Annotated in this window: 23 protein-coding genes, 3 pseudogenes and 1 riboswitch; of the genes and pseudogenes, 19 read left to right on the top strand and 7 right to left on the bottom strand. The window is 35.3% G+C overall.

Annotation, left to right across the window (positions count from 1 at the left end; all coding sequences use genetic code 11):
* The first annotated feature begins 254 nt into the window (after positions 1-254).
* Both ACU8YW_RS15885 and ACU8YW_RS15880 read left to right on the top strand, forming a co-directional pair.
* The gene (locus ACU8YW_RS15885; protein WP_446893969.1) at positions 255-1,700 is read left to right on the top strand and encodes a L,D-transpeptidase family protein; all 1,446 of its coding nucleotides are present in this window, start codon (positions 255-257) and stop codon (positions 1,698-1,700) included.
* Between the two features lie 322 nt (positions 1,701-2,022).
* Positions 2,023-2,238: a hypothetical protein gene (locus ACU8YW_RS15880; RefSeq protein WP_001104093.1), complete on the top strand. Its 216-nt coding sequence runs from the start codon at positions 2,023-2,025 to the stop codon at positions 2,236-2,238.
* A 192-nt stretch (positions 2,239-2,430) separates the two neighbouring features.
* Here the strand turns inward: ACU8YW_RS15880 and ACU8YW_RS15875 are convergent, their stop codons facing one another.
* Entirely contained in the window at positions 2,431-3,804 is a 1,374-nt protein-coding gene (locus ACU8YW_RS15875) for a sensor histidine kinase (protein ID WP_088063970.1), read from the bottom strand.
* Positions 3,801-4,475, bottom strand: a complete 675-nt coding sequence (locus tag ACU8YW_RS15870; protein WP_087984229.1) for a response regulator transcription factor — start codon at positions 4,473-4,475, stop codon at positions 3,801-3,803. The genes ACU8YW_RS15875 and ACU8YW_RS15870 overlap by 4 nt, the downstream gene beginning before the upstream one ends.
* A 176-nt stretch (positions 4,476-4,651) precedes the next feature.
* Between ACU8YW_RS15870 and ACU8YW_RS15865 the strand changes: the two genes are divergently transcribed.
* Both ACU8YW_RS15865 and ACU8YW_RS15860 read left to right on the top strand, forming a co-directional pair.
* The gene (locus ACU8YW_RS15865) at positions 4,652-5,122 is read left to right on the top strand and encodes a hypothetical protein (protein ID WP_088063969.1); all 471 of its coding nucleotides are present in this window, start codon (positions 4,652-4,654) and stop codon (positions 5,120-5,122) included.
* A 20-nt stretch (positions 5,123-5,142) separates the two neighbouring features.
* Positions 5,143-5,466, top strand: coding sequence for a PepSY domain-containing protein (locus ACU8YW_RS15860; protein ID WP_088063968.1), 324 nt, complete (start codon positions 5,143-5,145; stop codon positions 5,464-5,466).
* A 143-nt stretch (positions 5,467-5,609) separates the two neighbouring features.
* On the opposite strand, the gene ACU8YW_RS15855 is transcribed toward ACU8YW_RS15860, so the two are convergent.
* Positions 5,610-5,942: a DUF1904 family protein gene (locus ACU8YW_RS15855; protein WP_088063967.1), complete on the bottom strand. Its 333-nt coding sequence runs from the start codon at positions 5,940-5,942 to the stop codon at positions 5,610-5,612.
* A gap of 935 nt (positions 5,943-6,877) precedes the next feature.
* Here ACU8YW_RS15855 and ACU8YW_RS15850 point away from each other — a divergent pair.
* From ACU8YW_RS15850 to ACU8YW_RS15840, 3 genes are all read left to right on the top strand, one after another.
* Positions 6,878-7,324, top strand: a complete 447-nt coding sequence (locus ACU8YW_RS15850) for a MarR family winged helix-turn-helix transcriptional regulator (RefSeq protein WP_000817662.1) — start codon at positions 6,878-6,880, stop codon at positions 7,322-7,324.
* A gap of 32 nt (positions 7,325-7,356) precedes the next feature.
* Positions 7,357-8,301 carry an acetyl-CoA carboxylase carboxyltransferase subunit alpha gene (locus tag ACU8YW_RS15845; RefSeq protein ID WP_000050728.1) on the top strand — a complete coding sequence of 315 codons (945 nt, stop codon included), beginning with the start codon at positions 7,357-7,359 and terminating at the stop codon, positions 8,299-8,301.
* A gap of 325 nt (positions 8,302-8,626) precedes the next feature.
* A complete protein-coding gene (locus ACU8YW_RS15840) occupies positions 8,627-9,286 on the top strand; it encodes a protein kinase family protein (RefSeq protein WP_088063964.1) in 660 nt (219 codons plus the stop codon).
* A 284-nt stretch (positions 9,287-9,570) separates the two neighbouring features.
* Here ACU8YW_RS15840 and ACU8YW_RS15835 read toward each other — a convergent pair whose 3' ends face one another.
* Positions 9,571-9,942 carry a hypothetical protein gene (locus tag ACU8YW_RS15835; protein ID WP_088063963.1) on the bottom strand — a complete coding sequence of 124 codons (372 nt, stop codon included), beginning with the start codon at positions 9,940-9,942 and terminating at the stop codon, positions 9,571-9,573.
* Between the two features lie 371 nt (positions 9,943-10,313).
* On the opposite strand from ACU8YW_RS15835, the gene ACU8YW_RS15830 reads away from it, so the two are divergent.
* The 3 genes from ACU8YW_RS15830 (at position 10,314) to ACU8YW_RS15820 (ending at position 12,021) form a co-directional block, all read left to right on the top strand.
* A complete protein-coding gene (locus tag ACU8YW_RS15830) occupies positions 10,314-10,475 on the top strand; it encodes a hypothetical protein (RefSeq protein WP_029442740.1) in 162 nt (53 codons plus the stop codon).
* A 297-nt stretch (positions 10,476-10,772) separates the two neighbouring features.
* The gene (locus ACU8YW_RS15825; RefSeq protein ID WP_097907795.1) at positions 10,773-11,159 is read left to right on the top strand and encodes a DUF1259 domain-containing protein; all 387 of its coding nucleotides are present in this window, start codon (positions 10,773-10,775) and stop codon (positions 11,157-11,159) included.
* 289 nt (positions 11,160-11,448) lie between these two features.
* The gene (locus tag ACU8YW_RS15820) at positions 11,449-12,021 is read left to right on the top strand and encodes a YwbE family protein (RefSeq protein WP_088063961.1); all 573 of its coding nucleotides are present in this window, start codon (positions 11,449-11,451) and stop codon (positions 12,019-12,021) included.
* A gap of 274 nt (positions 12,022-12,295) precedes the next feature.
* Here the strand turns inward: ACU8YW_RS15820 and ACU8YW_RS15815 are convergent, their stop codons facing one another.
* Positions 12,296-12,889, bottom strand: coding sequence for a hypothetical protein (locus tag ACU8YW_RS15815; protein ID WP_088063960.1), 594 nt, complete (start codon positions 12,887-12,889; stop codon positions 12,296-12,298).
* A gap of 387 nt (positions 12,890-13,276) precedes the next feature.
* Here ACU8YW_RS15815 and ACU8YW_RS15810 point away from each other — a divergent pair, with 387 nt between their 5' ends.
* The 7 genes and pseudogenes from ACU8YW_RS15810 (at position 13,277) to ACU8YW_RS15780 (ending at position 21,779) form a co-directional block, all read left to right on the top strand.
* Entirely contained in the window at positions 13,277-14,755 is a 1,479-nt protein-coding gene (locus tag ACU8YW_RS15810; protein ID WP_088063959.1) for a DHA2 family efflux MFS transporter permease subunit, read from the top strand.
* A gap of 506 nt (positions 14,756-15,261) precedes the next feature.
* On the top strand, positions 15,262-18,459 hold the full coding sequence (gene cypD, locus ACU8YW_RS15805; protein WP_088063958.1) for a bifunctional P-450/NADPH--P450 reductase: 3,198 nt from the start codon (positions 15,262-15,264) through the stop codon (positions 18,457-18,459).
* 806 nt (positions 18,460-19,265) lie between these two features.
* Positions 19,266-19,772 (top strand): GNAT family N-acetyltransferase, encoded by a 507-nt coding sequence (locus ACU8YW_RS15800; protein ID WP_088063957.1) that lies wholly within the window; start codon positions 19,266-19,268, stop codon positions 19,770-19,772.
* Positions 19,773-19,776: 4 nt separating this feature from the next.
* Positions 19,777-20,142: pseudogene (locus ACU8YW_RS15795) on the top strand (zinc ribbon domain-containing protein); the annotation flags it as partial.
* A gap of 279 nt (positions 20,143-20,421) precedes the next feature.
* Positions 20,422-20,640, top strand: a pseudogene (locus ACU8YW_RS15790) (hypothetical protein); the annotation flags it as partial.
* A gap of 60 nt (positions 20,641-20,700) precedes the next feature.
* Positions 20,701-21,006, top strand: a complete 306-nt coding sequence (locus ACU8YW_RS15785) for a monooxygenase (protein WP_073515595.1) — start codon at positions 20,701-20,703, stop codon at positions 21,004-21,006.
* A 401-nt stretch (positions 21,007-21,407) separates the two neighbouring features.
* A complete protein-coding gene (locus ACU8YW_RS15780; protein WP_073515594.1) occupies positions 21,408-21,779 on the top strand; it encodes a DUF1304 domain-containing protein in 372 nt (123 codons plus the stop codon).
* A gap of 115 nt (positions 21,780-21,894) precedes the next feature.
* Here the strand turns inward: ACU8YW_RS15780 and ACU8YW_RS15775 are convergent.
* Together ACU8YW_RS15775 and ACU8YW_RS15770 are read right to left on the bottom strand one after the other, a co-directional pair.
* A pseudogene (locus tag ACU8YW_RS15775) lies at positions 21,895-22,216 on the bottom strand (hypothetical protein).
* Positions 22,217-22,343: 127 nt separating this feature from the next.
* The gene (locus ACU8YW_RS15770; protein WP_088063956.1) at positions 22,344-22,736 is read right to left on the bottom strand and encodes a VOC family protein; all 393 of its coding nucleotides are present in this window, start codon (positions 22,734-22,736) and stop codon (positions 22,344-22,346) included.
* Positions 22,737-22,847: 111 nt separating this feature from the next.
* On the opposite strand from ACU8YW_RS15770, the gene ACU8YW_RS15765 reads away from it, so the two are divergent.
* The gene (locus ACU8YW_RS15765) at positions 22,848-25,157 is read left to right on the top strand and encodes a DEAD/DEAH box helicase family protein (RefSeq protein ID WP_215558931.1); all 2,310 of its coding nucleotides are present in this window, start codon (positions 22,848-22,850) and stop codon (positions 25,155-25,157) included.
* 75 nt (positions 25,158-25,232) lie between these two features.
* Positions 25,233-25,335, top strand: a riboswitch (SAM riboswitch).
* A gap of 88 nt (positions 25,336-25,423) precedes the next feature.
* Entirely contained in the window at positions 25,424-26,629 is a 1,206-nt protein-coding gene (locus tag ACU8YW_RS15760; protein ID WP_088063955.1) for a M20 family metallopeptidase, read from the top strand.
* Positions 26,630-26,663: the final 34 nt, after the last annotated feature.

Genomic DNA, 26,663 nt, shown 5'->3' with positions numbered 1-26,663 from the left:
TATTTTACCAAGTTAAGTAGTGTCGCCCTTCAAAATTCGGCGAATGCGAGGGACCCGTAGTAGCTCGATTGATATGGTCCTTTTTTCACTTTATCTATCATCTTAATGTATCTGTCTATTAAAAAATCTAACTTTAATCGATTAAATGAGATGAAATCTGTTAAAAATAATGAAATTTCAGGAAAAATAAGGTACACTATTCAATGGTTTTGGTTTAAAATCGATTGACGTTAATGTATACGGGGGAAAGATTAATGAACAACAATACAGTAAATGAATCTGTTGAAGAAGTTGAGAAAAAACGGGTAAGATCAAAAAAACGCTTTACAAATTGGAAGCTTATCGCAGCGGGTGGCGGTTTAATTGCACTTCTTATTGGAGGAATGAGTTATTATCAAACAACTCACTTCAATTCGAATGTTACGATTAACGATACAAAAGTCGGTGGTTTGAGCGCTGATCAGGCAATACAGAAATTAAAAACGTCTGGGCTAGCAAATAAAGTCTATATTGATCAACAAGAAATTTTAGATGAACAAGATACAAAAACGGAACTGACGGAAAAAGATTTGCCACAAGTTAAGAAACTATTAAAAAGTCAGTGGACATTTTTCCCTTCTGCAAAGGAAAAAGATTATTCATTGCTACCGGAAAAAGCGGATCAGTATCGTAGTGAAACGATGAAAAAACTTGTAGAAGAAAAGCTCGTTTCTATGAATGAAAAATTAAAAGCTCCTCAAGATGCTATGGCGAAGCTTGAACAAGGGAAAGTTGTAATTTCGAAGAGCGTTGATGGAAAACAGTATGACGTTACAAATCTACTAAAAGATTACGACAAGCAGAAGCATAAAAGCGAAATTCATCTGAAGTCTGCATACATACAGCCTATTAAAGAAGACGATCCAATCATCAAAAAAGAAGAGAAAGCATTACAAAATCTTCTTACGCAGTCTGTTGATTATAAAGTGCAGGATGAAGTGTATTCATTAAAAGCGAAAGATCTAATTCAAAATGCTACTATGTCAAAGGATATGAAAGTAAAAATCGATGCGAGCGACATTAAGAATAAGGTTGCTGAAATTAATAAGGCTAAATCTACATTACATAAAGACTTTGCTTTTAAAACACATTCTGGCTCGGTTATTTCAGTAAAGGGACAAGGATACGGCTGGGCACTAGATGTGGAAAAAGAAACAAAACAAGTTCAACAAGCCTTTGAGAAAGGCGAGAAATCGCTTTCTGCTTCTAATATTCACGGGAATGGTTGGGAGAAGGAAGGGATCGGCTATAAAACAACATCGAATAATGGCATTGGAGACACATATGCAGAAGTTTCTATTGCAGATCAACAAATTTGGATTTATAAAGATGGGAAATTAGTTGTCACAACCAATGTAGTAACGGGTAAACATAGCACGAGTGAAGATACATCACCAGGTGTTTGGTACGTTCTATATAAACGAACACCATACACGCTTAAAGGAAGCGCAGTAGGTAAAGCTGATTATGCAGTGAAAGTAGATTACTGGGTTCCATTCACAAATAGCGGTCAAGGATTCCATGATGCAGGCTGGCGAAAAGACTGGGGAAATAATGCTTATTTAACAGGAGGATCAGGCGGGTGTGTAAACCTTCTTCCTAACGTTGCAAAAACTGTATATGATAGTTTGAACACGTATGATCCAGTTATTGTGTACTAGAAAATAGTTACATATTAAGAAATAAATAAAGCGGGAAATCTTACTTGATGGTATATGAAAAAACACCTCTTGAATTCGCATGCGAATTCAAGAGGTGTTTTTTGTTTGAAAACAAGAGTTCATTGCTTCTAAGAAACAAAGTAGAAAGAGATTAAGATGAAGAAACAGGTATTCAAATAGTCAATAAAATTGACATTGAATATCATTTTCACTTATTATAGAATCATTGCATTTAATTAGACATGACTTTTTTATTAATATAATAGATTTTTAATAAGGTGTCCCATTAAAGAATTTAAACGTAGGAAAGGGTAATATAAAAATGAACTGGAAAAAAGGCGGATTATGGATCATTATTTTTTTCATTGTAAAAGGTACGATTTCTACACTGTTAATCGTTACAGGTGCTAAATATTTTAATTTATCATTTATGCAACTTTTCGCACTAGTACTGATCTTATTACTGATTTCTCTCATAAGCCGAAAATTGCTGTATAAACATAAACAAAACAAAAAGCAAAAAGAGCTAAATATATAATGAAGCCCCAGAGACCTTTGGATTTCTGGGGTTTTATTTCTATAGTTTTTTCTACATGTATATCAACTTAACAGAAAAGGTTGTCCAAAATGATAAAATCGATGTTGTTTAAAATGTGTCAATTATTTTTACATAAGGATTGAAGAGAGCTTTTGAATCAATCTTTATTTGGAAGCTACAGATGCGCATAAATTATGCTTGTTTTTCCATTGGTAGTTTAAATGTAAACGTACTGCCTTCTCCTAATTTACTTTCAACTGTAATTTCTCCTCCGTGTAGTTCGACAATCCATTTTACCATCGACAATCCTAAACCTGTGTTTCCGGTGCTTGAAGATGTTCGTGCTGCGTCAACTCGATAGAAGCGATCCCATATTTTCGTAATATGTTGCTCGCTGATGCCTATGCCATTATCGGAGACTTTACCTATTATGTTGGTTTCATCACGGAACAGTTGCATATGCACAGTGCCGTTCGCTTTGCTATAAGCAATCGCATTCGTTAGTAAATTCATTAATAAACGCATCATCAATGTTTGATCTGCTTTCATAAACAGGTTTTCCTCTATATGAGTTGTTATATCAATCGAAGCTTCTTGAACCATTAATGAAAGCTCTTCTACAACGATTTCCGTTAATTCACTCATATTGATACATTCAAATTGGAAAGTATTATGGTTTTCTTGGTCAGCTCTTGCTAATAATAAGAGTTGTGAGATTAGCGCGGACATTTTACGTGATTGCTTTAAAATTACTTCTAACGATTCTTCCATTTCTTTCGGATTATTCCTCAGTGATAAAGCGTATTCGCATTGCGAAATAATAACAGATGTTGGTGTTCTTAATTCATGAGATGCGTCAGATGTAAATTGTTTTTCACTTTCGAATGATGTCTCCAATCGCTCAAACATTTTGTCAAAGGTTTGTGCTAAATGATACATTTCGTCTTTCGGTGAACCTTGTAAATGAATTCTCTTGGAAAGGTCTTTACCATCACCAATTTTACTAGCTGAATCACTCATTTGTTGCACAGGTCGAAACGCTCTTTGTGTAATAAAATACCCTCCCACTGCGGCAATGAGAATAAGTAATGGGAATGAGATGAGTGTTATCACGATAAGCGTATTCATCGTTGATGATAATTGGCTCATAGTCATTATTCCACGAATCCAGACTTGCTCATCGCCGCCTGCATTATGGAGAAAATCATATACAATCCATTCTTTATTACCGTCTTTAATGGTTTGTATTTCATCGGATTTAAGCGATATCTTTTTATTAAAGCTTGTTGGACTATTTCCTGCCAGCAGCTCACCTTGTTTATTATAAATAATGATATTTACTCCATCTTCTAAGGGTTCAAAATCATCGTCCATCTTTAATTGTCTATGCTTATATTCAATATCTTCCATGCTTTCTTTTACTGTGCTCTTCAATTGATCTTTCATATTAAAAAGCAAAACTTTATCTGAAGAAGTTAAAATAAAAGCTAACACGAGTGCCATAATAATTACAATTAGCCCTGTATACCACAGGGTTACTTTCATTTTAATTGATAGTCTTTTCATGATTCTACTCGCAATACATAACCAGTTCCTCGTATTGTATGAATTAACTTCGTTTCAAACTGGCTATCAATTTTTTTACGAAGATAGCGGACGTAAACATCAATAATATTCGAGCCACCTTCATAGTCGTAATTCCACACATGTTGTTCAATTTTATCTCGTGTCAGCACAACGTCTTTATTACGAATCATATATTCTAAAATAGCAAATTCTTTACTGGAAAGAGTGATAACTTGGCCTCCTCTTGTTACTTTATGCATATTGCAGTCTACCACTAGGTCAGCGATTTCAAACACATTAGATGTGCTTCCTGTATTTCTTCGCATTAACACTCGAATTCTTGCTAGCAGTTCGTCAAAAGCAAACGGCTTTACTAAATAATCGTCCGCACCTAAGTCGAGTCCTGTTACGCGATCATCAATTGTATCTTTAGCTGTAAGAAGCAAGACAGGGGTTGTATGATTGTCCGCGCGTAATCTTTGTAATACTTGTAAACCATCTATTCCGGGAATCATAATGTCAAGCACAATCAAATCGTAGGTAGCCATGTTTATATAATCCAAGGCATCTTCGCCATTCCCACATGCATCGACACTATAATGTTCTGCATTTAATCGTTTTACTAATATATTTTGTAAGTCTTGTTCATCTTCGACAATAAGAACTCGCATTACCATTCTCCTTTTCTTCTTATTAATATGTATCAGTATAATTCCAAAACATTAAAGAAAGATTAGAAACTATTTAATTATATCATTTTATTTTTTTGTATATTAATCTTCCTTTAATGTTTGTTCAGTAATATAAAGGCAAGGATAAGATGCACATGTAAAGGGAGGAAAAAAGAATGAGAAAGTGGATGGTGATTGGAGCAATGTCTTGTTTATTCTTAACAGCTTGTTCTACTCAAGCTGATAACAATACAGAAGTACAACAACTGAAAGTGGAAAATGATACATTGCAAAAAGAAAGTGCTCAACTACAACAAGAACCACACAAAACAGGGCCTGCTGCGAATGATACGAAGCAAATACAAGATTTTAAAAATGAAGTCACATCTATCGTTGAAAAGGCAAATAATACGAAACCAGTTGGAGCAAAAGAAGAAAACTTAAATACGTACTTAGCAGCAAAAAAAGAAATTGATCAATTAGATGACAAAATAGATCTATCTGATAATCAGCTTGAAGCAGATTATCGTGCTGGAACGATAACTGTTGAACAATATGAAACGCAAGAAAGAGAACACGATATACTAGAAGATCAATTAGAGCAAGCAGAAAATGCACTTGAAGCAAGATTCGGAATAGATGATTAATCATGAAGGAGTGGATGAAAATGTTAAAACATAAAAAGAAAATAATGATAAGTATAATTGCTATTTTAGTAAGTGGTATTGCTATTGTTGGGGGATATTATGGTATGGGTTACAATTATGCAAAAAAGAATGAAAACTACACAGAGAAACAAGTTCGTGAAATTTCTTTATCTCATACAAAAGGAGAAATTATTAATGTGAAAAAAGAATTCGAATTAGAAGATGACAACTTAACACAATCTACATTTGAATATGAAGTGGAAATCAAAACACCTGATAATCTGTTAAATAGTTTAAAAGTTAGTGCTAGAACAGGTACAATAGAAATCAATAGTGAAGATTAAAAAAATATCGCATATTTGAAAAAACTCCTAACAAAATTTGTTAGGAGTTTTTTCATGTTTTGTGTTTGGATATTCGCTTTTCTTAGCTTGATAGCAATGTGGCTCTACCCCTTATAAACCGTACAAAAACCTTTCAAATAGCTCTAACTTGCACAATGCTTCCCGTTAATATAATACGCCGATTCTGTGAAAACCGTAAATACAACCTCTACTTCTGGAAGTCCAAAATCCATTACATATGTAGTAATGGCCTTGGCAAATCGATCACGAATTTCCTGTCCGCGCTCGAACCATTTCACTTCAATAAGAGGAAACGCTTCTATTTCTTCTCCATTGAATACAAACGTAGAACTTGGTAGTTCCAACGTAAAATTATCCGTACCACACTCACAAATCTCTGCGAGCTCTTCTACTAATGGCTTGCTTATGCGTTTTAATTGTTCAATAGTAATTCCACGAAATACAACATGCGGCATATGAATCCCTCCGTTAAATAGCTTTATATTTGCTCACATCATAACACAATTTATTTTACTGCACTAATATCTATTGGTACATTTCAATGACATTCTTAAGAATGATCATATGTTATTGAAGCAATACATGTATTATAACTATTTAAAACATTTGAGAGCTCGGTAATTGGGTAAATAAAAAAAGCCTTATCATTCTCCCTGTAAGGAAGCATGAGGGGAGGCCTCTGTTAGGAAAGGGATAGTACGCTTATATATTTTAAAAAGAAAAGACACCTTAAGGTGCCTTCCTCCGACTTGATAACCACTTTAATTTTAATAACATTGGATTCGCATCCGAATACTATTTTACTATGTTAAGTAATGTTGGTCATTGAGAAAGTCAAATACGTAGTGTTCATATATAGTGACACCTAGGAGGATGCAAGATGTAATACAGTTTTTTATTTATACAACAACAAAAAAGAATCCTAAAACCGTGCCGGGATAGGAATGTATAAAAAAATGCATAGATCGATAGAACAAAGAAAGGGGGTTCCCTTGTAAGGGGAAGATGCCTCCTTGTCCTTGCTACCGATAATAATGCGTTATGTAGACAATATTTGTATAGATAGGATATATAGTCCATACCCATCAACTTAAGAATTTAGAACTCCCCCAAAAAATTATGAGTTTTTTGTTACAAGTTATCACAAAATTTTCGTTTTTTGGGTAGTTTTATTTTCTTAGCTTGATTGCGATGAGCGGTACTCCATAAAGGCCCCTGATACATAATTGATGTTCTGCCATTTGTAGAAAACAATCCACTTATACCATTTTAACAAGAATAAATATCTCGTCCATGTTGTAATATTGGCTTACGTTAAGCTTGTGAAAAAAACATATTCATGTATAATACAATTGATGTATGATACATTAGTTGTAGGAGGGTGACCTATTTGAAAAGAGAAGATGCCTTAAAACTAAGAACAGATATTAAGAAAATGATTATAATAACTGGGGTTTTTGAATCTCAAAATTTGCCCAATGGACCATTTGAAAAACCTTTACCAACTTCTCAAATGATGGCGTTAGAGGAACTAGAGGTGGAAAAATTAACTGTTTGGCAACTATCCAATAAACTTAGATTAGAGACTTCAACTGTAAGTAGATTGGTAGATAAGTTAGTAAAAAAGGGGCTTATTTATCGTGAAGTAAATGAAAAAAATAGAAGAGAACTTTTTCTGCACCTCACAGAAAAAGGTCACATAACTGTTAATTGCTTAAGAGAGCAATCCATTACATTTTATCAAAGTATTCTCAATAATTTATCAGAATCAGAACAAAAAATAGTTGTGGATGGTTTTGAATTATTTATTGATTCTATTTCTAAGCCTTTTGATTAGAGTGAGGTAAATCATAACATTTGGAGGGTAAAATGAGTTTGGATTTTGAACGTCCTATTATTGAATTAAAAGAGAAATTTGATGAATTAAAGAAAATTATGAAAGAAAATAATGTAGATTTATCGCCAGAAATTCATGTATTAGAAAAACGTTTAAATAAAATGCAAGATAAAATTTATTCTAATATTACACCTTTTCAACGAGTTCAAATTGCAAGGCTACGTAACCGGCCCACGACATTGGACTATATACCTTTATTGTTTACAAACTTTCTCGAACTTCATGGTGATCGATTATATGGTGATGATAAAGCAATGATAGGTGGTATTGCAAAATTTAAAGGGATGCCCGTTACGGTTATTGGTCATCAAAGAGGTAGAAATACAAAGGAAAATATAGAAAGAAATTTTGGAATGGCACATCCAGAAGGTTATAGAAAAGCGCTAAGACTTATGAAACAAGCTGATAAATTTAATCGCCCTATTATTACATTTATTGATACAATAGGCGCCTATCCAGGGAAAGGGTCTGAAGAACGTGGAATTTCTGAAGCGATAGCTCGAAATCTATTTGAAATGGCTACACTTAAAGTGCCAATTGTTTGTATTGTAATTGGAGAGGCATCAAGTGGTGGAGCTCTTGGCATTAGTGTCGGTAACCATATCCATATGTTAGAGTATTCATGGTACTCGGTAATTTCGCCAGAAGGAGCAGCATCTATCCTATGGAAGGACGCTAAGTATGCTCCAGAAGCTGCCGAACATATGAAAATTTCAGCAAAAGATTTAAAACATTTAGGAGTTATTGATGAAATCATTCCTGAAATTAAAGGTGGAGCACAAAATGATATAAAATCACAGGCAAAAGTGATTGAATCTGTAATCGAATCATCTCTAAAAAAATTGATACTATTATCCTCGGAAGAGCTTATACAACAGCGGTATGAAAAGTATAGACAAATAGAGAATTATAAATGAAAATATTTAAAGTCCGTATTAAATTTTGGAGGATTATCGCAAAAAATTCTAAATATTTTGCAAGTAACCTCTTAAACTGGGATATGCTGATACTATTACACTACAAAAGGTGTATGATCGGTATGGAAAAGGAAAATTTGTTCAAATGGAAGCATTATCACATACCCATCAACTTAAGAAATGGATTGTTCCCCAAAACGAAAAAATGAGCTGAATTCTCATAAATAACTGTAAAAAGGTGGAAATTTCGGTATGGGGGTATCTCAAAGGCTTAGGTTGATGGCAATGGGGTGGGCCCCCTTTTAGCAAAACCGGAGTGGAAATGATGAGTATAAACAGTTTTGTGGGATTGATAAAGGACGAATTATTAAAAGAGGTAAGCATTAGAAGTGAGGATGAATTCGAGCCTGTAGTAGTTAAAGATATTCCTAGACTTTGGAAGTGTTTAGGGATGGGTAATTATGCCGCAGTATTTATGCATCAAGAATACAAAGATTGGGTAGTGAAAGTTTACGCGCGAGAAGGAGAAGGAATTGAAAAAGAGTCAGAAGTATACCGAAGAATTGGAAACCATCCTTCTTATTCGAAGCTTATATATAAAGGAGAAAATTTCATAGTATTGAAACGTTTAAAAGAAATTACCTTATACGATGCTATTCATAAGGGCATTAAAATTCCTAAGCAGGTGATCTTTGATATCAATGAAGCTTTAGAGTATGCAAGAGAACAAGGATTAACTCCTTGTGACGTTCACGGGAAAAATGTGATGATGGAAAACGGAAGGGGATATGTAGTCGATGTATCTGACTTCTTAAAAACAAAAGAAGATAGTAAGTGGAGAGACCTAGAAAAGGCATATTTTATATTTTATTTGCCTTTCATTTATAAATTTCCTTTCCCTGTTAAAGTACCGTATTTTATGTTAAACATTGTTAGACGTTCGTATAGAAAATATAAGAAGCTTAAAAAGAAATTCAAATTGTAAAAGGACCACATACTTATCTTTAGGTTAGATAGGTGAACCACTAGTAAACAAAAGGACCGTACATTTTAGATATGTCTAATATGTACGGTCCTTTTTTTATGAATTTATGAAGTAATCAGTAAGCTGTACCTTTCCTTTTTCACGCAATTACTTATTTTCTTCCTCAAAGCCTTTATTCTTTTTCTTGTTTATTTCGCAAGAATTGATGCGTTCTTTGAGTTCTGTTTGGTTATACAGTGTGGTTTTACTAATCAGGATTCTTTTTGTCATACTCGTGAAGTTAATTATATTTTTCTACGTACTAAATAAAAAGATAAGGCCCCCATAATAACAGGTGCAACGAAATCAAAGAAATGGGAAAAATTAAAAAGAAAAAGAAATGGTATAAGTGTATAGATAACTGCTAGTCCTATAAATACAGGAATTCCAAATTGAAATTCTCTACATCGTTTGATTTTCCTGTATAACACTTCCCCAATTAGACAGGCTACAAGAGCCGGTATACTACCATAAGTGACGATCGTTTTAATGAATCCTAATACAACGTTCGGGTGAATAAAGCTAGGATGAGAAATATATGAAATCAAGAACCATCCAAAAATAAAAGCAAACAGATTTGCAGCATAACTAATTACAAATTTTATCAACGTAATCATCCTCACAGTTTTCTAATATTAACTCCATTGTATGACATAACGTCTCATTAACAGTAGTCAATGATGCATATAATTTTCATTTTTGTGGGATTCGCTTTTCTTAACTTGATAACGAGGGTTGAGTCATAAATTGTGGGAAATCTCTATACTGCTATTAACTCATTAGTTGAAGAAGAATTTGTTCTACAACTAATGAGTTATTATAATATGAAAAATGAAATTCTCCTTCTATAATTTATTCAAATGACTCAATCTCCGCATCTTTTGAATGCCCTGAAAGTGCTAAACATAAGCAAAATAATTAACTATCTCATGCAAGAAAGTTAGGCTAGTTAATTGCATATGTTTTATTGAAAGGGTGTGATGGAACTATGGAACGGCCGAATTGGGGAATTGGAGGATTAGTATTCGTTGGCTGCATGTTTCTTGGCGGAGGAGTGGGATCTATGTTAGGTAATGCCCAAACTGGATGGTTAATAGGAATGGGAGCTGGATTTCTTGGGATGGCTTTAACAAGACTGATTAGAAAGTGAGATAACGGGATTCTGCTTCCAGTAAATAAGGAAATATGTATGTAATACATGGCATAATAGCTTTATAAATTATAGTTAGAACCTTCTATTTTCTAAATTTTTCCATACATAGATATGATTCTCGAGTTGGAGTATGGCACCTTAGGGTGTTTTTTTTATGCTTTTTAAAAATGCCTTACCATATAATAGACTTCGTTAGATTCCGATAATCTTTTTTGTAATAGTATAGATTCATTACCGTTTCAGACTTAAGTATTCATTCATAACCTAACAGTAAAAGGGGGGATGATTCAAGATATGGCGTTTAATGATGAATTAATTTGTCAACAGTTTGCAAGAATTATCGGTGGTCAAGAAGGATTCGCCGGTGGGAAATGTGTGGCAACAATAAATCGGGATGAAATACATGCAACTATTTTAGGAAAACGTTTTAGAGTAACAACTTCTTTCTCGTTTGAATCACGAGATAATAAAACTGGACGAGCATTATGTCTAGGACGTGTAGCGCTCTTGCAGAAGGAAGTCAATGGATTTGTTGCTACAATTATTAAACAAGGAATAATCGTTTCGTCTATACACAATGAGTGGTTATGTGATGATCCAAATTTGATTTACGTTAATATTGAAGATGTTGATGATCCGCTAAGTTTCGCAAGGAAAGTTAGACGAGCGTTATGCAGTTAACCGATTTTTTTAGTTAAATGTGCAATAGAAAAGGATCTTCAATCGAAAGATCCTTTTATGCATAAGATGAAGGTTTTTCCCTTTGTTTCATTAATTAAGTCTAATTGACTAGCAAACGAACGTAATTTCTGTGTACGAATCGATATAATAATAATCTTCGCTTTTATTATAGAGTCAGTCTTTTAGTAGAAAATGAAAATATACGACAAATTTTGACAAATAAAGGCTTATATTTTTGTTATGCTATGAAAGTTATTGATTTGTAATGTATATATAGGAGGATTTTTTAATGTTAAAGAAATTGTTATTTTTTGTAATTTTGAGTTTGTGTGTAATGTCTTTAAGTGCTTGTAAAGGTGATGAAGAAAAATTAAAAGTGGCATCAGATGAGCAAAAAATAGATGAAGATAAAAAAGTAGCGGAGGAAGAAAAACGTAAGCAAGAAGAGCAACAAAGAGTAGAAGAAGAGAAGCGTAAACAAGAAGAGCAGCAAAGAGTAGAGGAAGAAAAACGTAAACAAGAAGAGCAACAAAAAGCAGAGGAAGAAAAACGTAAACAAGAAGAGCAGCAAAGAGTAGAAGAAGAGAAGCGTAAACAAGAAGAGCAGAAGACTCAGCAACAACAGTCTATACAACAAGAGAGAACACAAAAACAAGAAAAAACAATACAAGCAACAGGTGGGAAACCAACAAGATCACAAATTTCAGTTGGTTCACATGTAGTTATTCAATTAGATAATGACTATAGTAAAACTGTAAGTGGTGTTGTGAAAGACATCTTAACACATAGTGAAACACATACATACGGCATTAAAGTTCGATTACAAGATGGACAAATTGGCCGTGTTCAAAGTGTTAATTAGTGAAAAAAGATTTGACTACTTTTCAAAGAAATAAAAACTACAAAAAACCGGTTCTTTCGTAAAGGAATTGGTTTTTTGTAGCGTTTTGCTTAGCGTACGAAATTTGCGTTTTGTTGATGTCACCACATCTCTATCAAGTTATCACATACAAAGTAATAGATGTTTTTTATGATTTGAAAGGAGAGGAAGCGAACTTGGAGGGAGTATGTTTGAGAAGATTAAAGGAAATGTTTTTTTGTTCTGGATTATGGACTTATTCGCCTGTTCTAATGAACTAAAAGAAGAACTTTCCCATACCGATTAGACTACTAAGCATTCCGATTCCATTCATGGTGCCTTTTCCTACTGTCAGTAAGTTTCCAAGCATTCCTGGCTGACCGTTATTTCCCCATCCCATAGGACTTACCTGTCCTCCCCATCCTGGAGGGTTTCCAAAAATACCCCAGTTATTATTGGTATTAAAATTAAAAGCTTTAGCTGGTGGCGATAGTAAAGCGGCGAGATGACCTTGTGCGAACATCCCTGCATGATTGAATGGTTGGGCCCAGGGTAAGGGAGGTTTTTGGAGATTACCTACATGGCCTTGTAATGGCGTCCAATTAGCGGGATGTCCTTGTGGCATCATCCCTGCATAATGGATTGGCTGACCTAAAGAGAAGGGAGGAGTTTGAGGATTGAAACCCGTATAATAGGCTGGCGAATCCCAACCAAATGGATAGCCTCGACAACTCCAATTCTCAGGAATCTTCAAATCATTCATTCCCTCAGCCTTAGTGATTTGGGGCTGTAAATATAATGATGACATTGCAATTTGGTTCGTATATTGCTCACCGTTGCCCTCTGAATTCAAATACCAATATTGGTACATAAGTTTATTCCCCTCACTTTAAAAATGTAATGTTAGACTTAGCCTATGTAATATTCCTTTTTATGGATGGTTACATAACTAGATTTACAAGCCTGTATTTAAAGGAATAGGTGTATGGTCTTGTTGATTTATCCTACTATTTGTGGGCAATAAGACAACTCCACCTCAAAATGTAACCTAATTTAATTTCGGTTAACAAACGCGTTTATGAACGTTTGATCAATAAAAAAGATTTTCAGATATTATGTTGGGCAAGTAGAATTGTTAAAAAGAGAATATCCATTCGAAGAGTTTGGCAAAATACTGCAAGGGCAATGTATTCTTGTGCAGATTTGCAAACGGCTTAAACGAATTAATGGAATTTATAATGAAGGGGTAAATGAATATATGAGTGAAACATTACATAAAAGAAAACCACCATATTTAATGCTTGTAATCCTTTTTATTGGGGCCTTTGTTTCATTTCTAAATAACTCGCTTTTAAATGTAGCCTTGCCATCGATAATGAAGGATTTAGACATTAAAGATTATTCAACGATTCAGTGGCTTTCTACAGGGTATATGCTTGTAAGTGGTATATTAATTCCGGCATCAGCATTTTTAATAACCCGCTTCTCCAATAGGAGCTTATTTATTACATCTATGTTGATTTTTATTCTTGGTACGGGCTTAGCGGCTTTAGCGCCGAACTTTAGTTTATTACTGACTGGGCGGATGGTTCAAGCAGCAGGTTCTTCAGTCATGGGGCCTTTGTTAATGAATATTATGCTAGTAAGCTTTCCAAGAGAAAAAAGGGGAACAGCGATGGGGATTTTTGGGTTAGTTATGATTACAGCTCCAGCAATTGGACCGACACTATCGGGTTATATTGTAGAGTATTATGACTGGCGTTTGCTTTTTGAGATGATTTTACCGTTAGCAATCATTAGCTTACTGTTAGGGGTTTGGAAATCGGAGAATGTCATGAGACAAAACAAAAATGCAAAACTTGATTATCTCTCATTACTATTATCTTCTGTCGGTTTTGGCGGTTTGTTATATGGATTCAGTTCTGCAAGCTCCGACGGTTGGACGAATAAAGTTGTTTTAACAACCTTAATCATAGGCGCTATTGCCCTAATTACTTTCATTATCCGTCAATTAAAAATGAATGAACCGTTATTGGATTTACGTGTTTACAAGTACCCAATGTTCGCACTTGCGTCTGTAATTGCGATTGTTAATGCAGTGGCCATGTTTTCGGGTATGATTTTAACCCCAGCTTATGTACAAAACGTCCGCGGTATTTCACCGCTAAGCTCTGGGCTGATGATGCTTCCAGGTGCGGTAATAATGGGGATTATGTCACCAATTACAGGTAAACTATTTGATAAATATGGCCCTCGTATTCTTGGTATAGTAGGACTTTCCATTACAGCCGTTTCAACTTATATGCTAGCAAACCTGCAACTCGACTCTAGTCACACGCATATTATTCTTATTTACACACTGCGGATGTTTGGGATGGCGATGGTGATGATGCCACTTATGACAAATGGCCTTAATCAATTGCCAACTCGCTTAAATCCGCATGGTACAGCTGTTAATAATACAGCTCAACAAGTATCCGGTTCAATTGGTACTGCTATCCTTGTTACGATTATGAATTCGGTAACAAAAACAAAAGCTGAAAGTCTAATGGCTGATGTAGATCCAACAACCTTCACAGAAGCTACGAAGGCAATGTTAACTCAGAAGGCTTTATTATCTGGAATTCAATATTCATTCTATGTAGCGCTTGGCATGAATATTGTTGCACTACTATTAGTTTTTTTCGTTAAACGTGTAGATACAAGCGCGGAAGCTGTCGAGAGGTTAAATCGGTAGAGTAAAATAAAACCTTAGATCATGACTCCTATAAGTTTTTACTGTTTAGTTAGACTATGAAGAAATGCAAATTTCTGCTGCTAAGGCGCTGGTATTTAAATCTGGAAAAGAACCAGTGAAATAATTATATATAGTAAAAAGGATCTGATATTCATATCAGATCCTTTTTTCATTAGCAACACAGTATACTTACTTATCGTATTTGTTTGAATTGACATTAGAAACTACTGGTTTTCCCAATACTACAATCTTTAGCTCTCAATTTCTGATAAACATTATCATAATACGCTTCATTTTTATTTAGTATTTTTTCTGCAAGTTATACATGTAATAGCAACAAACAACTTAGATTAACAACCTTATAAGCAATATCATAATCGTGAATAGTTAGGGAAAAGATAAAATAAGGTAATCAATTACATATCTTTATCCCAGGCGATTCATTGCTATCTTCTTTTTATTGAATGGGATATTTTATTACATGTTTTTTTGAAAGGGTGTTTTTAATGGATAAAAAAGTATCTGCCATTCCTCAACCGAAAACATATGGATTGCTGGGGAATCTCCCATTAATCGATAAAGATAAACCGACCCTATCCTTTATCAAGATAGCGGAAGAGTATGGTCCCATTTTTCAAATTCAAACTTTAAGTGATACCATCATTGTCGTTTCTGGGCATGAACTGGTAGCAGAAGTCTGTGACGAAACAAGATTTGATAAAAGTATAGAGGGTGCTTTAGCGAAAGTTCGCGCCTTTGCTGGAGACGGATTATTTACAAGCGAGACTCATGAGCCTAACTGGAAAAAAGCTCATAATATTTTGATGCCTACATTCAGCCAACGAGCAATGAAAGATTATCATGCTATGATGGTCGATCTTGCCGTACAACTCGTTCAAAAATGGGCACGGCTTAATCCGAATGAAAGCGTAGATGTACCGGAGGATATGACTCGCCTTACATTGGATACAATTGGTCTATGTGGTTTTAATTATCGATTTAATAGCTTTTATCGTGAGACCCCTCATCCTTTTATTACTAGCATGAGCCGTGCTCTAGATGAGGCGATGCACCAATTACAGCGGCTGGATATAGAAGACAAACTCATGTGGAGAACGAAACGTCAATTTCAGCATGATATTCAATCTATGTTTTCTTTAGTGGATAATATTATTGCTGAACGTAAAAGTAGTGGAAATCAGGAAGAAAATGATTTACTTTCCCGTATGTTAAATGTGCAGGATCCGGAAACTGGTGAAAAATTAGATGATGAAAATATTCGTTTCCAAATTATCACTTTTTTAATAGCTGGGCATGAAACAACAAGTGGATTATTATCTTTTGCAATCTATTTTTTATTAAAGAATCCGGATAAATTGAAAAAAGCCTATGAAGAAGTAGATCGGGTTTTGACAGATCCTACTCCAACATACCAACAAGTTATGAAACTTAAGTATATACGGATGATTTTAAATGAATCGCTACGTCTATGGCCTACTGCTCCAGCATTCAGTCTCTATGCAAAAGAAGATACAGTGATTGGTGGGAAATATCCAATTAAGAAAGGAGAAGATCGTATTTCTGTTCTTATTCCACAGTTACATAGGGATAAAGACGCGTGGGGAGACAATGTGGAAGAATTCCAACCTGAACGATTTGAAGATCTGGATAAGGTTCCTCATCATGCTTATAAGCCATTTGGAAATGGTCAACGGGCATGTATCGGTATGCAGTTTGCACTTCATGAAGCTACACTTGTAATGGGAATGCTTCTTCAACATTTTGAATTCATTGATTATCAAGACTATCAGCTGGATGTAAAACAAACATTAACGTTAAAGCCTGGTGATTTTAAAATTAGGATTCTACCCCGAAATCAAACTATTAGCCATACTACTGTTCTTGCGCCTATAGAGGAGAAACTGAAAAACCATGAAACCAAGCAGCAAGTTCAGAAGACTCCTTCTATTATTGGGGCCGATAATCTTTCGCTTCTTGTTCTATATGGATCGGATACAGGGGTAGCAGAAGGTATTGCCAGAGAACTAGCAGATACAGCTAGTTTAGAAGGTGTTCAAACGGAAGTGGTAGCTCTTAACGATCGAATTGGAAGTCTGCCAAAAGAAGGGGCGGTTCTTATTGTAACTTCTTCTTATAATGGAAAACCACCAAGTAATGCAGGGCAGTTTGTGCAATGGTTGGAAGAATTAAAACCGGATGAGCTAAAAGGTGTTCAATACGCAGTTTTTGGTTGTGGAGATCATAATTGGGCTAGTACTTATCAGCGAATTCCAAGATACATTGATGAGCAAATGGCTCAAAAAGGAGCAACAAGATTTTCTACACGTGGAGAAGCGGATGCAAGTGGTGATTTCGAGGAACAGCTCGAGCAATGGAAACAAAGTATGTGGTCTGATGCGATGAAGGCATTTGGATTGGAACTTAACAAAAACATTGAGAGAGAACGCAGTACATTAAGTTTACAATTTGTTAGTCGTCTTGGAGGATCTCCTCTGGCGCGAACATATGAAGCAGTTTATGCGTCTATACTAGAAAATCGTGAACTTCAATCATCTAGCAGTGAAAGAAGCACGCGACATATTGAGATATCCTTGCCAGAAGGCGCTACGTATCAAGAAGGTGACCACCTTGGTGTGCTGCCAATTAATAGTGAGAAAAATGTCAACCGAATTTTAAAACGCTTTAGATTAAACGGAAAGGATCAAGTCATATTGAGCGCAAGTGGGCGCAGTGTAAATCACATACCTTTAGACAGTCCTGTTAGTTTATATGACCTTCTTAGTTATAGTGTTGAAGTGCAGGAAGCAGCCACTCGAGCACAAATACGAGAAATGGTGACATTCACAGCATGCCCTCCTCATAAAAAGGAATTGGAATCATTATTGGAAGAGGGAGTTTATCATGAACAAATATTAAAGAAACGTATGTCAATGTTGGATCTTCTTGAAAAGTATGAGGCTTGTGAAATCCGATTTGAACGCTTTTTAGAACTTCTTCCTGCGCTCAAACCGCGTTACTATTCTATTTCAAGCTCTCCACTCGTTGCACAGGATCGTCTGAGCATTACGGTTGGGGTTGTTAATGCACCTGCATGGAGTGGGGTAGGGACATATGAAGGAGTCGCTTCTAATTATTTAGCTCAGCGTCATAATAAAGATGAGATTATCTGTTTCATTCGAACGCCACAATCGAACTTTCAATTACCTGAAAATCCAGAAACGCCAATTATCATGGTTGGACCAGGTACTGGAATTGCACCATTCCGTGGATTCTTGCAAGCGCGTCGTGTTCAAAAGCAAAAAGGTATTAACTTAGGACAAGCACATCTATATTTTGGTTGTCGTCATCCTGAAAAGGATTATCTCTATCGTACAGAACTAGAAAATGATGAAAGAGATGGATTAATCTCGTTACACACAGCTTTTTCTCGCTTAGAAGGACATCCTAAAACATATGTACAGCATTTAATAAAACAAGATAGAATCAATTTAATTTCGTTATTAGATAATGGGGCGCATCTTTATATATGTGGTGATGGAAGTAAAATGGCTCCTGACGTAGAAGACACCCTTTGTCAAGCATATCAAAAAATTCATGAAGTCAGTGAACAAGAAGCAAGGAATTGGCTGGATCGTGTGCAAGATGAAGGGCGATATGGAAAAGATGTTTGGGCTGGAATCTAAATTCTTCTTAATTAGATAAGTACTATTTCATTCACGAACTTCTTTCGACTAAGTATAATTTTAAACAAAATAAACTGATTTATAAAAACCCTGTATTTTTTATTGAATATGGGGTTTTCTTATTTTTAAATAAAAGGGATGTATATGTTGATTCAAAATCCAATAATCTTTATGCTTTATATACACAACATGGTAGATTTGACTTAATAAAAAGGGGAACCATCAGGGAGAAGTAGACTTTAATTTAAACTCAACAAAATCTTCACACAAATCTGGGGGATATGATTTGAAAATGGGTTAAGAAAGGATTCATTTATGAATGAGTAAGTAAGAAAAGCAATCCAACATTTTTATGTAAATGGGGCTGTAAATGAATATTTACTTAGGTGTGAAAATGAAATTGAATTACCTAAAGAATTAACTGTATTTATTCATAATGCAGACATTCAAACAATGCCTGTCAACATTGATGATATTTGGCCAGCAGAAAAATATGTATTCGATTTTAAACCATATAAGAATGAAGTTAATAGTAAACGAAATTAAGAATAGTTAAGAAAAAGCTATTTCCACTCTTAATTGACGCAATTTTCTGAAATATACAAATGTTAATATTTGTTATATGATATATTTGTCAAAGTACTGTTCCTGTAGTTTCTATAATGAATCTGTAAGATAGTTTGTTTGTCTCATATATTCACCTTAAACTAAAAAGAACTTGCAGAGATTCCTACAAGTTCTTTTTAGTTTAAGGGTTGAATGTGGATTTGAAATAAAGAGACGATTTTTTGAGAGGAGAAAAGTAAATGTTTATAAGAGCAGAAAGATTATTAATACGAAATTTTGAGTTCAAAGATTGGCAAGCTGTCCATGAGTATACATCAGATAGCAATGTTATGAAATACATACCCGAAGGAGTTTTTACTGAAGAAGATACAAGAAACTTTGTAAATAGAAATATGGGTGAAAATGCAGAGAACTTTCCTGTGATACTGGTAGATGAAAATATTCTGATTGGTCATATTGTTTTTCATAAATATTTTGGTGAGCATACTTATGAGATTGGGTGGGTATTCAATCCTAAATATTTCAATAAAGGATATGCTTCTGAAGCAGCACAAGCTACATTAAAATATGGGTTTAAGGAAATGAAATTACATAGAATTATAGCTACATGTCAGCCACAAAATACCCCGTCATATCGAGTGATGGAGAAAATTGGAATGAGAAGAGAAGGATATTTCAGGAAGTGTATACCCCATGGAAATGAATGGTGGGATGAATATTATTACGCTATTTTAGAAGAAGAGTAGTGTCTCAGAACGCATTGTTCAAATCCCGTTTCATAAACTGATTGCAGCGATTGAGAATAAATGTATAAAAGAAGGTATACGATTTTTAAAACAAGAAGAAAGCTATACTTCAAAAGCTAGTTTTCTTGATAAAGATCCGGTTCCAGTTTGGACTAAGGATGATAAGACGTATTATCACTTTAGTGGCAAACGAATGACTCGTGGTCTGTACCAAAGTAAAGCAGGAACATGTATCCATGCTGATATTAATGGTGCGCTGAATACATTGCAAAAATCAAGAGTTGTAGAATTGGATGACAATCTCACAGTGAAAACGCCGATTCTATTAGAAGTGCAAAAACGTAAGGCTGTTGCTTCGCGCATAGCTTAGTGGGTGCGTCAACCATCCATGTGTACTCGACTTGTCGGGGCTTGTAGCACACGCCGGATTCATCTGAGTGGTGGCTTCTTCCATAAGGAAGAATTGCTCTTTTTCGAAAGGGTGGTGCAAGTGGGAAAACAATAGTTCGTTGCCAGTACCAACCAAAAACATACTTGGGGGTGCTACCATAAGGTGGCATGAATGCTAGAGCGTCAACTGTCTAGCGATAGATGAAAAGACCTAGCGTTCTAACTCAAGCCCCCACTGAAACGTGTCACCTCAGTGGAGGTAGTTGACCATAGAACTGTTGCCACATTAATAAATACTTTAATTGAACATGGGCTTTCGCTGGATAAAATAATCGAACCACAATCAAATTTGGCAGGGATAGAGAAAATGCCAGATTTAATAAACGAATCGCGAAGTCCATCTTTTATTATAATCAAGTCAAAAAAAATAATATTTAAAAATATATACCGCAATCTGGGAGCTTTTATTGAATTATGAAAACAGCCGTTAAACTGTATGCATTCGAATTGAAAATATTGAACTTAGGAGTGAGTGAAAATGGCATATTTATTACAAGTTGATTTCCCGTTTGAAGGTCCTTTTGGTGAAGAAATGGAAAAAGCATTTTGGGATTTAGCAAAAAGTATTAATGAAGAAGAAGGATTCCATTGGAAAATATGGACGGAGAATCAAGAAACGAAAGAAGCTGGAGGCATTTATGTATTTGAAAAAAAACAAGATGCTGAAAAATATGGAGAAATGCACAAAAACAGACTTCAAACATTTGGTGTTAAAGATATTAGAGTAAGAATTTTTACCATCAATGAAAAGTTAACGAAACTGAATCGTGGTTATAGTAAATAATAAGGGGAATTCAAAAAAAAGAAGGGGATAATCTCTTCTTTTTTTGAATTCTTCTTTACTAGGATTTCTAGAAATTTGAACTGTTGTTGTGAATGAATTTAAAGCTGCTGAAACAAAATAGACCCACTTGAGCAAAAAAACTTGCAAAACTAAAAAAAGAGATGTATATTAATTGACGCATCAATCATTGATATATCAACTGTTTTCAGTTAGAAAGAATTGGTGAGAAGTTTGAAGAATGCGTTGGTATTAGTCAATCTCGATTGGAATTGCTCGCTATGTACCAACTATGCTTCTATCTATCGATCAAGCAGCCGACGAAGGGAATCGTTTCCTAGTTGATAGAATTCACAGTTGAAATAATATAGAACTGATATTAAGGAGAGAGGGGGTAGAATGGTATGGAAATAATCGCAGCTATTTTAGTCGGGATTGTAGCATTAGAACATTTGTTTATCATGATCCTCGAAATGTTTTTTATTAATTCAAAAGTAGCGAAACGTGCTTTCAAATTACCGAAGCATTTAGAAGGAGATAAAAACGTAGCTGTTATGTTTGCAAACCAAGGGTTATATAATGGATTTTTAGCCGCTGGTCTCATTTGGGGACTTATAATTGGGTTTAACCCAATTGGTTATATGGTTCAATTATTTTTCGTGATTTGTGTGGTGATCGCAGCTATTTTTGGAGGTTTCACATCTAATAAATCAATTATTGTGAAACAAGGACTTCCAGCTATTTTAGCATTGGTCGCTCTTTTATCTATGATGTAGAAACAAAGTTTTTCAATAAAAGAAACAATCTTTCCTAAAAATGACTTTGCATACTCTTAACTTTCTAGGTATGTGGCGCTACCTCAGTAAGAAAAGAAATAGGAAAAACACCCTATTACATTTTATTAATATAATAAAATGTAATGACTAGATCCAAAATAATGATAATAATGAGAAGTAACAAGTGTATAAATGCATCAGTTTTACTGTGTAATAAAGACTTTATAAAGAAATCCCATTCTGTTTCATAGGGGGGACTCTATCCAATTCCGTTGCAGACCTAACACCATTCCATTTATGAAATAGACAATACTTAATAGAATTCTTCCAACAAATACGGCAACTACTTTTAAATTCCAATGCTTTATCTTGATTATATAAAGGATTGGAAAGAGTATAAGGATCCAAAAAATAATAATATAGATTGTATTAATCATTCTCTGCTCCTAACAAAATGATTGTTTTTTAATATAGGTGAGTTTTCGGATTGAAGATATGTTTCCTTGTTACTATTTAAAAACAAGGGCCGGAATTCCGGCTCTTTTTCTATCCTAAAGTCCCACTTTACCTCTCCGTTTCAAAAAACTCAATCCATTCTCCATCAGGACCAGCGAAGAATATGTAACGTGTTCCATCTGGTAATGTTTCAATTTCTTCTCCTAGTAAAAAGGTTACTTTGTGTTTCTTTAGTCTTTCGATTTCATCTTCTAATGAATCCACTTTAAAGCAAATGTGATGTACTTTTCCTTCTGCCGGAAGAGAAGAGTTGTAGCCTTCAATTAATTCAAGTATCGTTTCCTTCGATTCTTCCACACCTAAAAAAGCGAGTTTTAAGTCGGGATTCGGGTGACCCATACGTTTAATGAGCTGTAAGCCAACTACTTCTTCATAAAATGAAATAGATGCTTCTAAGTTTGCGACCATAAGACCGACGTGTTCAATTCTTCTAACTGGCATGTAGATCCCTTCTTTCTGAAAAATATATACAATATGTTATTGAAAATTAAGAAAATAAGCAAGATAAAAACCTTACAAATTTTAGCTTGTTATATGGTATAGTGAGAAAGTATGTTTGGGGAGAAGGAAGGAGATTATACGATGAATACACCTACTCAAACTCCTTCATTATCGGCAACGATGAAAGAGTGGCATTATGCATTAGCGTATGAAATTAAACATTGGAAAACGATAGGTGGTAGTAAAATTTCTATCATGAACGGTCGTTTTTTATATACAGATTATGAAAGTACAGTATACGTATTTCAGCTCATATCGGAAGTAAGCTTACCGGAAGGTTCACCAATTCGAATTGAGTTTGATGGTGAGGAAGCGACAGGAGAAGTATTATCTGTACATGGATTAGAAATAGAACTGAAATTAAATGATTATATACAAGGTGAAATACGAGAAGCTGTTTTATACAGTGAACCGTGGCAATTGTTAGAGCAACTACAAGAGCGATTGAAAGAGGCACATAAAGATAAGCTAAAACGTAATCGTATAAAGCGTCTTGTTGATGGGACGAGCAGTCCGAAACATATTGAGAAGATGAAAAATCCGAAAAATGAATTGGCATATCGTTCATTTTACAATCCGACAACGTATGTGTGGGGACCCCCTGGAACAGGGAAGTCTTACAATTTATCACGTATTATTTCGGCGCATTATCAAAAAGGAAAATCGGTACTTGTATTAGCTCATAGTAATGCGGCAGTAGACGTATTAATGAGTGAAGTAACGAAGCAAATTGAGAAGAAAAAGAAATGGAAACCTGGTGAAATTGTTCGTTACGGTTATAGTCAACATGAACATATAAGAAATCATGAAACATTACTTACGTCGAAGTTAGTTGAAACGACGAACGGATCATGGGGAGAGGAAAGACTCTATTTAGAAGAAACACGACAAGATCTTCGTGAAAAGATTTTATCATATAAAGCGACTTCTGCTGATAAGAAGCGTATACAAGAGATTGAAAGTGATCTTCGAAAGCAAAAAGCGAAAATTAAAGAAGTAGAAAAAGAATATATTGAAAATGCAAAAGTAATCGGCGCAACTTTATCGAAATGTGCCATTGATTCACTTATTTATGAGCGTACATTTGATTTAGTTGTCGTAGATGAAGTGAGTATGGCATATGTTCCGCAAATTGCATTAGCAGCTTCACTTGGAAAACGTATCGTCGTTTGTGGGGACTTTTTACAGTTACCTCCAATTGCGATGGCGAACCATGAACTCGTTCGAAAATGGCTTGGGGAAGATATGTTTTACCATGCTGGGATTGTTGATTCTGTCAATAAATCAGAAGCACATCCGAACCTATTTATGTTGCAGGAACAAAGGCGTATGCATGCGGATATATCGAAGTTTACAAACTCATTTATTTATAAAAATAGAGTATACGACCATCCGTCTGTTTCAGAGCGTAAAGAACTTGCGCGATTGCAACCGTTCGCAAATGAGGCAAGTGTTTTATTTGATACGAGCTTAATGGGAGCCTTTTCGTTAAAGGACGCTGCTTCTGGTTCTCGATTTAACATTATGTCTGGTTTAGTAGCGATGCAAATGATGTTAATCGGACTGTTAGATGGTGTTCAATCGATCGGTGTTGTTACACCTTACAGGGCACAATCCCGCTTTTTATCAACGTGTATTAGAGAAATGTTGCAGAGAACGAAATATCAAAACATACCAGTTTTAGCGGCGACGGTTCATAAGTTTCAAGGTTCTGAAAGAGATATGATGATATTTGATACGGTTGATAGTTATCCGCAAGAACGACCTGGCGTGTTATTCTTTGACCATAAAAATCATCGCCTCGTCAACGTTGCAGTGACAAGGGCAAGAGGGAAGTTCATTCAATTATCAGATTGTCATTATATGCGTAAAAACCTTTCGAGAAAACAAGCGTTATCACAATTAACAGCTCATATAGAACGTCACGGAGATGTGTATGATCGTACGACATCAAGACAATTGTGGGAGCGGAAAATTTCGAAACGTTTACGCTGGTTTATGGAAATGAATCTTGAAGAGCCGAAAGGGTTATTGAAAGATATTTTAGCCGCAAAACGAAAAATTATTATTTCACTTCCAAGTACAAAGCAAGTGGATAAGCGAGTCTGGCAAGCGTTAATGCGTACAAATGCGCAAATAACAGTGTATAGTGATGGACCAGTTCCGTTAAAAAATGTAAAGTTACAAAGACAAAATAAAGCATTCCCGTTTATCGTAATCGATGATGAAATCTTTTGGGCAGGAGCACCGCTCACATCTCAAATGATGTTTGAAGGTAGTATGGAATTTCCGTACGTATGTGCAAGATTACAAGCACCGGAAACAATTGGTGTGTTAAAAGGATTTTTAGATATTCGGTAAATTCGGATAGGAATTCCTTGACTTTTAATTGGAATGAACATAGAATGAATATAATTTAATATAATCTTATGAAAATTCTTATCACGAGAGGTTGAGGGACTGGCCCTATGACACCTCGGCAGCGGATTCTTTTATGAATACTGTGCCAATTCCAGCAAGGTAACTTGAAAGATAAGAAAGAAGCTCATTTTGACTGTAAATGCAGAAGCCTCTTTCTATCTTTTAGAAAGAGGCTTTTTTATGTGAAAATATAAGGGGGAAGAGAAATGGGAGCGACTGGAGTAACGTCACAAAGAAAAACAATTGAAGAGAGTATAGAAAGAAATAAGGAAAAGTACATAGAAACAAGTCACGATATTCATGCGAATCCGGAGATTGGTAACCAAGAGTTTTACGCATCAAGAACGTTAAGTTTATTACTAGGTAGTGCAGGGTTTCAGCTGCAGCACAATATAGCTGGACATGAAACAGGATTTATCGCGCGAAAAAGTTCAGGAAAACAAGGGCCAGTTATCGCATTTTTAGCTGAGTATGACGCTTTACCAGGACTTGGTCATGCGTGTGGTCACAATTTAATTGGCACAATTAGCGTTGCGGCCGCGATCGCATTATCAGAAACGCTTGAAGAAATTGGCGGAGAAGTTGTCGTGTTTGGTACTCCAGCCGAAGAAGGAGGACCAAATGGTAGTGCGAAAGCGAGTTATGTAAAAGCGGGGTTATTTAAAGATATTGATGCGGCACTTATGATTCATCCGAGCGGAAAAACAGCGCCAACGAGCCCTTCACTAGCAGTCGATCCACTTGATTTTCATTTTTACGGAAAAACAGCTCACGCCGCAGCTTCACCTGAAGAAGGGATTAACGCATTAGATGCGATAATTCAACTTTATAACGGTATTAACGCACTTCGCCAACAACTTCCATCAGATGTGAAAATTCATGGCGTTATTACCGAGGGGGGAAAAGCACCTAATATTATTCCTGACTACGCATCAGCAAGGTTCTTCATCCGTGCAGCAACGCGAAAAAGATGTGCAGAAGTAACAGAAAAAGTAAAAAATATCGCACAAGGAGCAGCGTTAGCAACAGGCGCAAAAGTGAAAATCCATCAATTCCAAAACGAAATCGATGAACTACTCGTAACAAAAACATATAATGACGTCGTAGCCGAAGAACTAGAATTACAAGGTGAAGACGTAAATCGGAAAGAAAGATTTGGCATCGGCTCAACAGACGCAGGAAACGTAAGTCAAGTCGTACCAACAATTCATCCGTACATTAAAATCGGTCCAGATGACTTAATTGCGCATACGAATGAATTTAGAGAAGCAGCACGTTCAGAACTTGGAGATAAAGCGTTAATTACATCCGCAAAAGCACTAGCAAATACAGCGTATCGATTAATTACGGAAGAAGGGCTGTTAGAGAAGGTGAAGGAGGAGTTTAGAGAGGCGCAGAGAAATCAGGGGTAGGTGAGAAGGAGACGTATCTCTGGATTTTCTAGTA

It is taken from the genome of Bacillus pretiosus (assembly GCF_052947655.1).
The sequence above is the reverse complement of the archived record's forward strand: the minus strand, read 5'-3'. Positions and strand labels throughout refer to the sequence as shown.